Source organism: Petrotoga sp. 9T1HF07.CasAA.8.2 (assembly GCF_002895585.1).
GTDB classification, from domain to species: Bacteria; Thermotogota; Thermotogae; order Petrotogales; family Petrotogaceae; genus Petrotoga; species Petrotoga mobilis.
This window is the reverse complement of sequence record NZ_AZRI01000029.1, coordinates 1-13,434: the sequence shown is the minus strand read 5'-3', so window position 1 is coordinate 13,434 and position 13,434 is coordinate 1. Positions and strand designations below refer to the sequence as shown.

Annotated in this window: 12 protein-coding genes; 3 read left to right on the top strand and 9 right to left on the bottom strand. The window is 33.8% G+C overall.

The window, feature by feature from the left end:
• Positions 1-11 precede the first annotated feature (11 nt).
• The 4 genes from X925_RS05935 to aglA all read right to left on the bottom strand — a co-directional run bounded on the left by X925_RS05935 (position 12) and on the right by aglA (position 5,697).
• Positions 12-1,169 carry an ROK family transcriptional regulator gene (locus X925_RS05935; protein ID WP_121959410.1) on the bottom strand — a complete coding sequence of 386 codons (1,158 nt, stop codon included), beginning with the start codon at positions 1,167-1,169 and terminating at the stop codon, positions 12-14.
• Positions 1,170-1,202: 33 nt separating this feature from the next.
• Positions 1,203-2,570 carry a glucuronate isomerase gene (gene uxaC, locus X925_RS05930; protein ID WP_121959409.1) on the bottom strand — a complete coding sequence of 456 codons (1,368 nt, stop codon included), beginning with the start codon at positions 2,568-2,570 and terminating at the stop codon, positions 1,203-1,205.
• A gap of 282 nt (positions 2,571-2,852) precedes the next feature.
• Positions 2,853-4,196, bottom strand: a complete 1,344-nt coding sequence (locus tag X925_RS05925) for a glycoside hydrolase family 28 protein (protein WP_121959408.1) — start codon at positions 4,194-4,196, stop codon at positions 2,853-2,855.
• 109 nt (positions 4,197-4,305) lie between these two features.
• Positions 4,306-5,697, bottom strand: coding sequence for an alpha-glucosidase AglA (gene aglA / locus X925_RS05920; protein ID WP_121959407.1), 1,392 nt, complete (start codon positions 5,695-5,697; stop codon positions 4,306-4,308).
• A 210-nt stretch (positions 5,698-5,907) separates the two neighbouring features.
• On the opposite strand from aglA, the gene X925_RS05915 reads away from it, so the two are divergent.
• From X925_RS05915 to X925_RS05905, 3 genes are all read left to right on the top strand, one after another.
• Positions 5,908-7,071, top strand: coding sequence for a glycerol-3-phosphate acyltransferase (locus tag X925_RS05915; protein WP_121959406.1), 1,164 nt, complete (start codon positions 5,908-5,910; stop codon positions 7,069-7,071).
• 81 nt (positions 7,072-7,152) lie between these two features.
• Positions 7,153-7,821, top strand: a complete 669-nt coding sequence (locus X925_RS05910; protein WP_103079440.1) for a response regulator transcription factor — start codon at positions 7,153-7,155, stop codon at positions 7,819-7,821.
• 26 nt (positions 7,822-7,847) lie between these two features.
• Entirely contained in the window at positions 7,848-9,188 is a 1,341-nt protein-coding gene (locus tag X925_RS05905; protein WP_121959405.1) for a cell wall metabolism sensor histidine kinase WalK, read from the top strand.
• Positions 9,189-9,254: 66 nt separating this feature from the next.
• Here the strand turns inward: X925_RS05905 and X925_RS05900 are convergent, their stop codons facing one another.
• From X925_RS05900 to X925_RS05880, 5 genes are all read right to left on the bottom strand, one after another.
• Positions 9,255-9,800, bottom strand: coding sequence for a PspC domain-containing protein (locus tag X925_RS05900; protein WP_233186650.1), 546 nt, complete (start codon positions 9,798-9,800; stop codon positions 9,255-9,257).
• A 41-nt stretch (positions 9,801-9,841) separates the two neighbouring features.
• Positions 9,842-10,396, bottom strand: coding sequence for a hypothetical protein (locus X925_RS05895; RefSeq protein ID WP_121959404.1), 555 nt, complete (start codon positions 10,394-10,396; stop codon positions 9,842-9,844).
• A 22-nt stretch (positions 10,397-10,418) separates the two neighbouring features.
• On the bottom strand, positions 10,419-11,651 hold the full coding sequence (locus tag X925_RS05890) for a DUF1015 domain-containing protein (protein ID WP_121959403.1): 1,233 nt from the start codon (positions 11,649-11,651) through the stop codon (positions 10,419-10,421).
• 2 nt (positions 11,652-11,653) lie between these two features.
• The gene (gene ybeY / locus X925_RS05885) at positions 11,654-12,085 is read right to left on the bottom strand and encodes an rRNA maturation RNase YbeY (RefSeq protein WP_121959402.1); all 432 of its coding nucleotides are present in this window, start codon (positions 12,083-12,085) and stop codon (positions 11,654-11,656) included.
• A 12-nt stretch (positions 12,086-12,097) separates the two neighbouring features.
• Positions 12,098-13,434, bottom strand: a 1,337-nt coding sequence (locus X925_RS05880; RefSeq protein WP_121959401.1) for an HDIG domain-containing metalloprotein, incomplete at its 5' end; no start/stop codon positions are given.

Genomic DNA, 13,434 nt, shown 5'->3' with positions numbered 1-13,434 from the left:
TATTTTCCTCCTCATGGTATTAATTCTTCTCTTACATATTTTTCAAAGGCATAAGTCGCAGCTCCACAAGCTGTTATGTATTCTCCTATCGAAGAAACTTCAATAGTTACATCTTTGTTTGCGTAAAATATATGCTGGTTGTAACTTTGTTCTGTAGAGTCTTTTAGAAATTCCCACCCGTTTGACACCCCACCTGCTATATAGACCTTTTCTGGATTTAAGATATTGACTAAAGTAGCAATGCCAATTCCTAAATATTTTCCAGCTCTTTCAAACGCTTTTATCGCATTTTCATCACCTTTTTTGGCTAATTCATATACCAATTTCGATTCACAACTTCCTTCACACTCTAAATTTTTCCCGGATATTTCTTCGTAATTTCTAACAATCGCCTTACTTGAGCTTTCTGTTTCCAAACAACCATTTTTACCGCAGTTACACTTTCTTCCTTCGGGGTTAACCGTCACATGACCTAACTCCCCAGCAGCGTTCTTATATCCTCTCAATATCTTTCCGTTGCTTACTATCCCCACTCCTATACCTGGGCCAATGTTGATCACACAAAAATCTTTCTCTTTGTGGGAATTGTTAGAAATTAAGTTCCGTGCCATCATTATTGTGTTATGATCCACGTAGGCTGGTAGGTTGAACTCTTTTTTCATCACCTTTTTAACGTCAAAGTTTGATATATCAATATTGTGAGATCTTATGACCACGCCATTTTCTGGATCTACATAACCAGGAAAAGCCATCCCTATACCGATTATGTTGAATTTGTTTTTAACTATTTTTATATTTTCATAAATCTGCTTCAACAATTTGTCGTTCTTTTCTGAGGCGAATCTTTTGGAATATAAGATGTCTCCCTTCCCGTTTGAGACAATAATCCTTGAATATGCAGAGCCCACGTCATATCCAATAAACAAGAAGTCATCGTAGTTTATATCAAGCAAAATACCCTTTTTCCCTACACGAGAAACATCTTCATTTCCAACTTCTTTCAATACCTTTTTATGAATTAAAAGGTTCGTTATATAACTCACAGTTGAAGGCATGAGACGTGTTTCTCTTGCAATTTCAGCCCTTGTCATAGGGCCTTTGACCCTTAATGATTGAAAAATAAGTGCCGCATTGTTTTCTTTTAAAGATGACAAGGATGCTTTTTTCATCAAAATTGTACCTCCGAGTTCAATAATTTTTATCTAAATTTTTTCAAAAAACAACCTTTTTGGTCTGAAATAACTAATATCTCTTACCAAATCAAATGCTTCCCCGATAGGTATTTGACCTTTTTCTACCATTTCACCAACGACGTTAGATAACTCTCTTCTGAACATCTCTGTCCTTGAACCGTAGGAGATTAGCTTTCTTGAATCTGTTACCCAACCCGCTAAATCGCTTAAAAGGTCTACGGTGGCTATATATTTTAAATACATCTCCATTCCAAAAGGACTGTCGTTGAACCACCAAGGTGCTCCAAGACTAACGTTTGGGAAGGTCCTTGCTATTGTGGCAACGGTTGGAAATAGTGACGGGTCCAAACAGTACAAAACAACTTTCAATTTTTCATCAAATTGGTTTAAAAAGTATTTTAACCCATTTGCCAAGTCAACGTTGCTGGTTGAAATATCCCCTCCTGTATCTGGCCCCAAAGTATTATATAACTTGTCTCTGTAATCTCGCATAGCGCCAATATGTAATTGCATAACCCAATTGCTTTCAGCGTTCATTGACCCAAATTCATAAAACATAAAGGATTTGAAGTCTGAAATTTCTTGTTTCGTTAACTCTTTTTTTGAAAGTGCTTTTTCATATATTTCTTTTACTCTTTGTTTTTCAACTGGGTATGAAATCGGTTCAAATATCCCATGGTCACTCGAAACACCACCGAGTTCATCAAATTTTGTGTGTGTCTTGTAAAGAGCATTTAAAAACCCCTCAAAACGTTCAACATTTTCTTTTGTTATTTCTCCTAACTTTTCTACAAAATCTTTCCAATTTTCTTTTTCAATGTTCATAGCTTTGTCTGGTCTCCAAGTGGGGAGAATCTTTATTCCTTCAATATCTTTAGCTTTTTCATGATAAGAGAGGTCCTCTGTTGGATCATTTGTTGTACACATTATTTCTACGTTCATTTCTTTTAGTAATCGTTGAGGTTTCATACTTTCACTTTTTAGTAATAAAGAAGTATCTTGCCATATCTTTTCAGCCGTATACTTTGAAATGTTATCCTCTATTTTAAACCTTCTTTTTAGATCAAGGTGTATCCATTCGTATGTAGGATTACCAGCGAAGCCAGGGAAAACTTCAGCCAATGCCGTCCACTTTTCCTTATTTGAAGCATTTCCAGTTATTTTTTCTTCTGGTACTCCTCTCTTTCTCATTAATTCCCAAACATAATGATCGGTCTCTCCTTCAACTTGCCAGATGTCATCCCAACCTTTGTCCTCAACGATCTCTTTCACATCCCCGTGATTGTGAGCATCTAAGATTGGAAGATCTTTGATTGAATTATACAACATCTTAGAAATGTTGTTTTGTAGTAAATAATTCTCGTCTAAAAAAGACATTTTTCTAACCTCCTCTAGTAACTTTTTTCTGGCTATAGGAATCCAAAAACCCTGATTTTAACTATTTTTTAATACTTTCTAGTATTTAAGAAAATCAACAACTTTGCTGTTTATAATGAGATTAGTTCTTTTCGCTGGTTATTAAACCCTAACTATTATTATTTATTCTAATTCTAAAAAGAAAGTACTTTCTGTTTCATATCTCAAATTTGTTTTTCACTGCTTTATTCTTATTTAAAAGAGCTAGAAAGATTTTTAAATTTTAAATGTAGAAATACTCCATTAATACCAATCAATAGTAGCGTTTATATATTGGTCATTGAGTTTTACATTTTCAAAACGAATATTCTTAACATTCTCTAAAATAATTGGATTATCACTTTCTACATTCTCTATTATGATATTTTTCAGTACAACATCTTGGAGAGGGAACCCCTTTGGTGCATGTGCCTCAAATACCGTATCTACGTTTTTTACAGTAATATTCTCAAATACAATATTCTTATAAATACTTGGATAGTATCCACCTAATTCACCTGGATAGTTCATTTGAAACCAGAAAAGACGTTCAAATGTGTCAATTTCCATATTGCGGACTCGAATGTTTTCAACCACACCTCCACGATCAAGATTAGACTTGAACCTGAATGCTGAAGCTCCATTTCTTAAAATATTATCGGTAAAAAACACATTGCGAATACCACCAGACATTTCACTACCAAGTGCAACTCCATCTTCGCCGCCCATATCATTTTGATAAACTACAATATTTTCACTAGGTATTCCAACCTGTCGGCCATCATAATCACGCCCTGACTTAACAACAACTGAATCATCTCCTGTTTGGAACTTTGATTTTTCCACAACAACATATGAGCTTGATTCAATATTAATTCCATCGTTATTTGCGTTATGGGTATCTACATTAATCCCCCTGACAAATGCATGATTAGTGTAATTTAAGTGATTAACCCAAAAGGGAGAATTCACTACTGTATAATCTTTTAGTAAAACACGTTCTGCATCATAAAATTGAATCATACATGGTCTAAGAAAATGACCTTCACCGAAAATACGTTCTTCTACAGGTACGCCTTCAGCTCCCATTTGACGCAAAAGAGCAACGTCTGAATCATGTTTATCTAAAAAACATAAAAATTCACTATCCTTATTTCCGTCTATTACACCTTTACCTGTAATCGCTACATCATGAACATTTCTTGCATAAATTAATGGAGAATAGTTATATAATCTAGTTCCTTCATATTTAGTAAGTACAACAGGTAAATAATCCTTTGCATACGGACTAAATAAAAGGTATGCACCCTCAGCTACATGCAACTCAATATTACTTTTTAAATGAATTGGACCTTTACAATACCACTCCCCCGCTGGTATAACTACGCGTCCACCTCCATTGTCACTTGCTGCATCAATAGCTTTTATAATAGCAGGGCGAGCATCACTAACACCATCATTTACTGCGCCAAAATCTGTTATAACAAAATCTCTTTCTGGGATTTGTGGTCTTTGTACTGATTGAATAATTTTTGAAGCTATATTCCAATCATCCTGTGTATCTACGGCACTCACTACTTCTTTAGATGAAGATAAAGCGTAAATCATAATAAAATCACAAAAAAACTTTTCATTTTTGATTTCTCCCTTGCTTAAATTTTATGCAAATTTTAGAAATACTGAAACAACTTTAGGACCCTTTCTTTTAAGCACGTTATTACCTTCCATAATGTTCCTTCATTTCCTTGTTAAATGGAAGATCGAATATCTCATCCCATAACTTAGGAATATCATCATAATTTTTGGTTCTTGGGTCTCTTACTAAAACTTCTTCTAAGATAGTTCTATCTCCTGTTATAAAGGCTTCTAATGCCATTTCCATTCTTGTAATTCTGGGGATTATATAGTAATTTTTAATCTTTTCTGGTAAATCTGGTTGTATATTTTCAGGGAATATTCCATTTTTGTTAACCTTTACAGGAACTTCTACCACTACATCGTCAGGAATATTTTTTATCGTTCCGTTGTTCAAAACATTCAGGAATAACCTTGCTTCAACATTGTTAGTTAAAGCGTTTATAAAAGGTATCTGTTGTTCACCACTCATTTTTTCTTTTGGGAATTCTTCAGGCCAGTTTTCTGTTATTTTGATATTCGGATCTTTCGAAACTTGAATTATCATTCTTTTTGTTTGACGTAATTCTTCATAGAACTTCGGCCTTTCAACTTCATTGTCTATAGCCCCGAACTTTCCATACCATTTCTTTTTTGCTTGTAAACTATGATGATGTTTCCATGTACTGTTTCTAGTTGTGTCTCCTATAGGCAATAATCCATAGAATTTGTACATATTAATAACTGCTGGAGCTAAATGGGTATCCCAAGGATCTTTTGGTTCCCAATCATGTGATTCTTCTTCTATCCATTTGTCTAAGGTTTGGTAACCATCTTCGCCCTTGTATAGAAATCGGTTTAACCATATCCCATGGTTCACTCCAGCTACCTGCCAATCAGTTTCGTTTTCTTCTAATCGTAAAGTTTTTAGTACTTCATGGACACCTCCAACCCCATGACAAAAGCCTACTACTTTTACGTTGGTCAGCCTTTTAATCAATTGTGAAATTTCAAAAACGGGGTTCGCAGTTTGTATAAGCCATGCATTCGGACATATTTTTTCAATCGATTTGGCTATATCTAACGATAATTTCAGATGATTGTAGTTTGTGAATGTATAATAATCCGATACCATATTGAACTCTTGGCTATCTATTCCTCTGTAGTAACCATATTTTTCTGCAACATCTCTCATGATTTCATAACTTACATAACCATCTTCATGACCTGGTGCTCTGTATAATGCTGTGTTTATAACAAAGTCTGCATCTTTTAAAGATTCTTCACGGTTGGTAGTTTTTTCAAATTTAAGATTTCCACCTATTTCTTGCGTGTATCTTTTAGCAAGGTTATCTACGGCGTTTAATCGTTCTTCGTCTATGTCCATGAAAGAGATTAAACTTCCATTTAATTCCTTTGTTTTTGCTAAATCCCCTACTAATTTCACTGTGTATCTGACACTACCTGCTCCTATAAAAGAAATTTTAACTGGCATGTTTTTGACTCCTTTAATTAATTCATTCTAAAATCGAATTTATTCGTATCCATTTTAAATTAAAATAAACAAAAAGTCAACCTTGGTTTTACCTGATTATGGTCAATGTAACCCAATTAAATCCAAATATTTTTGATTAGGTTGGTTTTTCTCATTTTTTCTAAGGATTTGAAAAAAAGAGTATAATAAAAAATAAGAGGTGATCGATATATGAGATTTTTAATCTCGTTGGTTACGGCTTATCTTATCGGTTCGATACCATGGAGTTTTATTTTTACAAAAATTTTTTCTGGAAAAGATATTAGAAAAGAAGGAACTAAAAATGTCGGTACAACTAACGCTTGGAAAATAGCCGGACCTGTAGCAGGTGTATTATCTTTTACAGGAGATTCTACCAAAGGGGTTTTGGCTATTTTAATCGGTTTTTTGCTTGGTATAGGTAAGAGTTGGTGGCCATTACTTGCTTTAGTAGCAATAATAGGTCATTCTTGGTCTATTTGGTTAAAGGGTAAAGGTGGTGTTGGGGTAGCAGCTGCTGTGGGATCTTTTGTTGTTTTGTTTCCGTTAGAGTCTGCGGCTTTTGGTATATTAGCTGGAACGTTATGGCTTACTTTTGGCAAAGGGATAATGTTCGTTTTGTCATTTTTGTGGCCCTTTGTTATTTTGATAGGATATTTGAGAGGTACTATGGATTTATTAGGTACTATCTTGACTATTATTTTGGTGGCTTGGCTTTTTATTAAAGGTTGGGAGAATTTGAAAAATGCTTTCCAAGAGGTAAAAGAACCTTTAAAAGATAATTTTGTTAGAAGAAAGATCTGGCGTTATATGGGTCTTTTGTTCCCTGCGCTTGCTTACCCACTTTGGGGTCCTGTAGTTTTTAGATATATTATTGTAATTGCTGGTTTAATTGCTCTTTCTCTTGAATTAATAAGAAAATACTCAAAAAGTATTAATGAGTTTTTGAAAAAAATTTTTAAACCTGTTGGAAAAAGCGAAGAAGCTCATAAAATTTCAGGAACAAGTTATTTTCTTATGGGTTCAGCTATTGCAGGATTGTTCCCCGTTCCATATTCTTTGATCTCTATTGTAATGTTAGCACTGGGAGATTCCTGGGCTGTATTGGTTGGAAAAAAATGGGGTAAACATCAATGGTTGAAAGGGAAGTCTTTGGAAGGGAGTTTGGCGTGCTTTTCCATTTCTTTCGCATCGGGAGCTGTTTACATGAATTTGATTGGTTTACCAATTAGTTATATGAGCTTGATTGTGGGTGCTCTTTCGGCAACTGTTGTGGAGGGGTTTGGTAATTGGTTAAACGATAATTTGACGATGGCTCCAATAGCAGCTTTTTTCATGTGGTTTGTCAACATTTAAAAAAGTTATTTTTCATAAAACTTTAATTTGAATGTCAGAAAATTGGTTGTGGTAGAATATTAATTATGGTGGTGAATAATTATGAAGATCCTTGTTGTTGAAGATGAAGAAAAACTTGCTAATATAATAAAAAGGGGACTTACGGAAGAAGGATACTGTATCGACGTCGTTTACGATGGAGAAGAAGCCGAAAACTATGCAAAATATTCTTCATACGATTTGATAATTTTAGATATAATGCTACCAAAAAAAGATGGGATAACCGTTTGTCAAAATTTAAGGAAAGAAAATATCAATACTCCAATATTGATGCTAACTGCAAAAGATAGTGTGGGAGACAGAGTTAAGGGTTTAGATTCCGGAGCAGACGATTATTTGGTAAAACCTTTTGATTTCGATGAATTATTTGCAAGGGTTAGATCTCTGCTAAGAAGAGAAAGTTTTACCCGCAACCCGATTCTTAAAGTGGGAGATTTAACTTTAAACACCTTAACAAGAGAGGTTTGGATGGGGGAGAAAAAATTGAAATTAACCCCAAAGGAATACAATATTTTGGAGTATTTTATGAGAAACCCAAAAATAGTGGTTACCAGAACTATTCTTGAGGAAAAGATGTGGGATATCGACTTTGAAGGGAATTCGAACGTTATAGACGTATATATAAGAAGATTGAGAAAGAAAATTGGAGATAAAGAAGGTAAAATTTTAGAAACTGTTAGAGGAGCTGGTTACAGGTTAACGGTATCTTAAGTTTTTTTAAGAGCATAAAGTTCAAATTGACCGTTTGGTACTTACTAATAATGGCCATTTTGCTTTTAGTATTTGGGCTAAGTTCTTTTTATGCTTTAAGGTATAGCCTATATGATAACATTGATAATTTTTTGTTGACAAGGATGGATGATTTTAAAGGAGTATTAGAACAAGCAGAGAATGTTGAAAATATCGTAAATATAAAAGCGTTGCCGAACGAAATGATTTACGTTTATAGTGATGATGCTAGTTTGTTAAGATTTTATGGCTATCTTATAAAAATACCAGACATTCAGGGGAAGGTACAAAAAGCCAATGCAGGCGAAACATTTTTCTTCAATTTAACTACCGACTTCAATTGGAACACTAGATTTTATGTTTCAACTGCAAAGCTAAAAGAAAATTCGAATGTTGTCATAATCATTGGAAGATTTACTAATGAGATAGAGAATGTTTTGGCTCGTTTGAAAATGATTTTGATATCGACAGGTGTTTTGGTAATGATTCTTGCGGGGATAGGGGGATTTTTTTATGCCGATAGTTCTCTTCGACCTGTTGAAAAAATTATAGATACCGCAAAAAATATCGAGGAAAATAATTTGAATGAAAGGATAAAAGTAAACTCCCAAGACGAGTTGGGAAGGTTAGCTTCTACGTTGAATCAAATGATTTCTAGGCTTGAAAAAGCCTTTGAACAACAGAAACAATTCACCGCAGATGTTTCTCATGATTTAAGAACCCCGCTTTCAATAATTCAAGCGGAAAGTAGTTTGTCTTTGAAAAAAGACAGGTCAATAGAAGAGTATAAAAAATCATTAGAGTTGATCTTGGAAGAAACTTCTTATATGTCAGAAATTATCGATAAATTGCTTTTTTTAGCCAGAAGTGATAACAAAACTCAATTTTATAATTTTACCAAAACTAATTTGAAATCTTTGTTGGAAGAAGTAATAAAAAAAGTTAGTCCTTTGTACCACAACAAAGGTTTAGCATTAGAAGTTGCAAAGTTGGAAGAGCTATATATCAGGGCAGATAAAGAAAAATTAAAAGAAGCTATTATAAATATTTTAGATAATTCTTTAAAGTATACGGATGAAGGAAAAGTTACTATTTCTTCTGTTAAAAGAGGTAATTTTGCTAAAATATCTATAGAAGACACTGGTAGAGGTATTCCTAAAGAAGATTTACATAGAATATTCGATCGTTTCTATAGGGGAGACAAAGCAAGGACAAGCAGTGAAAAAAGTACGGGCTTAGGGTTGGCAATTGTCAAAGAGATCGTTAATGCTCATAATGGAAGAATAGAAGTGAAGAGTGAAGTTGGAAAAGGAACTGTGTTTTCTTTATTTTTGCCTATTGAAAAATAAGGGCCAAAAGGCCCTTTTCGATTTTCAAGATTAATTAAGCTATATAACTTGGCACGAGATCCAAAACTATTTTTTAGTCCTTGAGGTTGAAATTAAATATGCACCAATTCCGATCAGTAATATACTTATCACGATTTTGATAAAATTTCTAAAGAAAAATGTCGAAGGAGTTATTATACTTACCAAAATAATTAACCCAATTACGATAAATAGTAAAGCAAACAACCCTATAACGACTTTTCTGTCTTCATCTTCTAAATTATGTGAAACATGGTGATGCTCGTTTTCGGGGGTTTCTTCAAAATTATCAGAATAATGATTTTGTTGAGGTTCAGGAGGGATTATAAAAATTGCGATTATGTACAAAATAACCCCGAATCCCCAAACTAGGCTTAACACAATCCATAGCAGTCGTATAATGACAGGGTCTATTTGAAAATACTCACCTAAGCCTCCGCAAACACCGGCTAAAATCTTATTTTCTCTGGAACGATAAAGTTTTCTCAATTTTTTCTCCTCCAGTTTTGAAGTGGTAACTGTCATTAGAAACTTTTTTAGCGCCCCTTCGCCCCGCTCCCCACCCATAAGGATTAAAGGGTCTTTACTCTTCACTTTGCTCCGCACCCTTTTTTAAGGAAGGGACCTCTGGTCCCTTAGACTCCACTGCTTGCCGAAGTTTTGTTTTTCAAAAGCCAATTAATAGCATTGGGGCCGAATTTTAAATTAAGAGAGTCAATTACACCCAAATAATTAAAATTATTAATAAAATGCTCAAGAGTTATTAAATTTTTTTGCATATCGGATAAGGTGACCTTTTTGCATTCAAAAGCTTTTAATAATTCGCCCATATCAAGTATTTTATATTTTAAGTCGTTATAAATTAGAAGATCCAATTCTTGATCTTGAAATTCAATATTGTGACTAACGACACTGTATTTGCCAAAATCCATGTAAACGAGATATTTAGACATTTCACCTTTCTCGTCATGATAGTAAGTTAGCATCACGTTGTCACTGGGGCAGAGTATGCGTTTTATCAAATCAATCGAGTTATGAGAAGATAAAATCTTCCATTTTCTTTTTATTCCGTACAGATTATTTTCAAAAGTCTTTATTTCATCTATTTGAATTTTTTCATCAACGGCGTGAGTTTTTATTTGTTCAATTTTGTTAATTAAATCAAATTTATAGTATTTTATAACTACCACCTCTAATGTCTGGAAGAAAGGCTCAGCTTAATTCATGAATTAATAAGCCACTCCTCAATTTTGGTTCAAACCAAGTTGATTTAGGCGGCATTATCTTGTTCATCTCTGCAACTTTTAAGAGTTGGTCTATTTGGGTGGGATACATAGAAAATCCAACTTTCCAATCTTTCTTGTCTACCCACTTTTCGATTTCTTTTACACCTCTAATACCACCTAGAAAATATATTCTTGGATCGGTCCTGGGATCTTTTATGGAAAGTATGGGATCTAATAAGTATTTTTGCAATATTTGCACATCAAGGTTTTCTACAGGATCTTCACTTTCTTCACCTTTAAAGGTGAGTTTGTACCATTTTTTGTGAAGATACATACCAAAGGAATGTAGGGAATCAGGAGAATAAGGTGAAAAGGGAGCTTCTTCTACTTCAAAATAAGAACCCATCTTTTTCAAAAATTCATCTTCATTTAAACCATTTAGATCTTTAACAATTCTATTGTACGGGAGTATTCTGAGTTCGTTGTGGGGGAAAATAGCGGCCATAAAATAATTGTAGGGTTTATTCAAAGAGTAACTTGTGTCTTTTTCTTTCAGTATTTTTTGAACTCTGGAAGCGGCAGCAGCCCTATGGTGTCCATCTACAATGTAAAGATATTCGATACTCTTGAAAGCTTTTTCGACTTGTTCTTTTTCGCTTTCTTCTTGGATTTTGATGAGTTCATGTTTCACATTGTTTTCATCGCAAAAGGAATAAAGGATTTCCTTGTTTTTTATAAGCTTGTCAATAATTGTTTTTAAATCTTCTTGGGCTTTGTAGGTTAAGAAAACAGGGCCAGTTTGTGCATTTAGATTTAATATGTGATTTGTTCTATCGTCTTCTTTATCTCTTCTTGTTAGTTCATGCTTTTTTATGATCACTTTATTGTACTCATCCACACTAACAACAGCAAAAAATCCTGTTTGAGAAACTCCTTGCCAGGTTTCACGATAAATATAAAAAGATGGTTCAGAATCTTTGATTAATACACCGTTTTTGATAAAGGATTCGAGATTTTCTTTGGCTTTTTTGTAAACAGCATCTTTAGAATTTTCTTCTGCCTCTACTTCGGACCTTGTTACTCTCAAAAAAGAATTGGGGTTTCTAGAGATTATCTCTCTAACTTCATCCTCCTCAAGTACGTCGTAGGGGGGGCAAGAAAAACACTGTTCTATCCCTTTATATGGTCTTAAAGCTTGAAAGGGCTTTACTGTAGCCAACTCTATCTCCTCCTGTCTTTGATTAATTGATGAAAATATTGATCTTGAACGTCAAACATTTTTTTAGCATCTTCTTCAGAGTTTTCATGGTCGTAACTAACGATATGTAGTAAGCCATGAATAAGTATATAATAGAATTCTTCTTCAAATGAATTGCCAAAATCAGGCGCTTGTTTTTCTATACTTTCAACAGAAATGACAATATCTCCAATGACAGGTTCGTTTAAACCATAAGAAAAGGATAAAACATCCGTAGGTGAACTTTTGCCTCTATATTTATTGTATTCGCTTATATTCTTATCGTCGGTGATTAATATGTTTAATTCGAAATTCCCTTCGCCAACCTCGTTTAGAAGAAGTTTTTTGGCGATATCTTTGATTATTTTAGTGTCTATTTCTCTTAAATCTTGTTGGTTTATAACGTTTATTTTCAAAGGCGTTCTCCTTTACTCTCTAAGTTCTTTTGTCTCAACTTTGGGATAGGATATCCTTTTATGGTTCATTTCCATGATGGTTCTAATAATTCGGCCTTTTATCTTTTTGACTTCTCTAAGTGTTAATCCACAATCATCCAACTGTCCTTCAAAAAAAAGAGAATTTATCAAATTATCAAGTTTTTCATTAAGATCAACAGCGCTTAAGTCTTGCATGCTTCTTACCATGGCTTCTGTTACATCACATATCATAAGTATGGCAGCTTCCTTAAATTGAGGGATGGGTCCGGGATATCTGAACATGTTGGTATCTTTTATACCTGTCTGATTATAATATTCGCTGTAAAAGAATTGCTTGACCCTTGTGCCATGATGCTGTGCTATCATATCCTCTATTAGTATAGGTAAACGGTGTTTTTTTGCCAATTCGATACCATAAGTGACATGGTTGTTTAAAATCAAAGAACTTAATTTAGCACTTATATCGGAATGAGGGTTTTTATTCTTTTGATTCTCGGAAAAGAACTGAGGTCTCCACACCTTCCCTATATCATGGAAATAAGAACCTACCCTGGCTAAAACCATATTTCCATTGATAATCTCAGCAGAGCTTTCCGCTAAGTTAGATATGATCATGCTGTGATAGTATGTTCCTGGTGCTTTCAATGAAAGATTTTTTAGCAAAGGATTACTTAAATTACCAAGTTCCAACAACCCAATCTCGGAATAAACTCTGGTTAAGTATTCAAAGAAAGGTAAAATACCCATAGTTACCAATACGCTCAAAAAATTACTTTCGATTATTATGAGATAGTCCAACGGAGTATAGTATAAGTTAATTACATAAGCAACGATAATTTGCGTTAAACTAGCCCAAAAAAATGGTAGTATTATCTCTATTCTCCTTTTGGTTTTCCTCGATGATAGGGCGACAACTGCTGCGGGTAAAAATAAAAAAATCATGAACTTCAAATCAAATCCGAATAAAATACCAAAGTAAGCGGAAAATATGAGACCTGAAATTAAACCGGTAGAGTAATCTATTAGTAAGGTTATTATCAAAGTACTCAATATGGTCGATATTGCAAATATATTCACATATTTGAAAACAAAAAGATTTAGTATTATATTGAAAAAGAGCGGCGTTAGAAAAGCCGCCCAGTAATTTAAAGGATGAAGTTTAAACATTTTATTCTTAGGTAACAAAAATTCTCCGATAAATATCCAAAATACAAGAAATACTAGGTTAAAACTTAACTGAAAATTCAACGAGATTCTGTTGAAAATGAGCCATTCTGTGAATAAAGCTAAAAATATAAAAAGAACAATCCTAATTATAAAACCTTTAT

What these genes read in the sequence shown, in the direction of transcription:
- X925_RS05935 (WP_121959410.1), bottom strand. Translation starts at nt 1,169, where the DNA reads ATGAAAAAAGCATCCTTGTCATCTTTAAAAGAAAACAATGCGGCACTT.
- uxaC (WP_121959409.1), bottom strand. Translation starts at nt 2,570, where the DNA reads ATGTCTTTTTTAGACGAGAATTATTTACTACAAAACAACATTTCTAAG.
- X925_RS05925 (WP_121959408.1), bottom strand. Translation starts at nt 4,196, where the DNA reads ATGATTTACGCTTTATCTTCATCTAAAGAAGTAGTGAGTGCCGTAGAT.
- aglA (WP_121959407.1), bottom strand. Translation starts at nt 5,697, where the DNA reads ATGCCAGTTAAAATTTCTTTTATAGGAGCAGGTAGTGTCAGATACACA.
- X925_RS05915 (WP_121959406.1), top strand. Translation starts at nt 5,908, where the DNA reads ATGAGATTTTTAATCTCGTTGGTTACGGCTTATCTTATCGGTTCGATA.
- X925_RS05910 (WP_103079440.1), top strand. Translation starts at nt 7,153, where the DNA reads ATGAAGATCCTTGTTGTTGAAGATGAAGAAAAACTTGCTAATATAATA.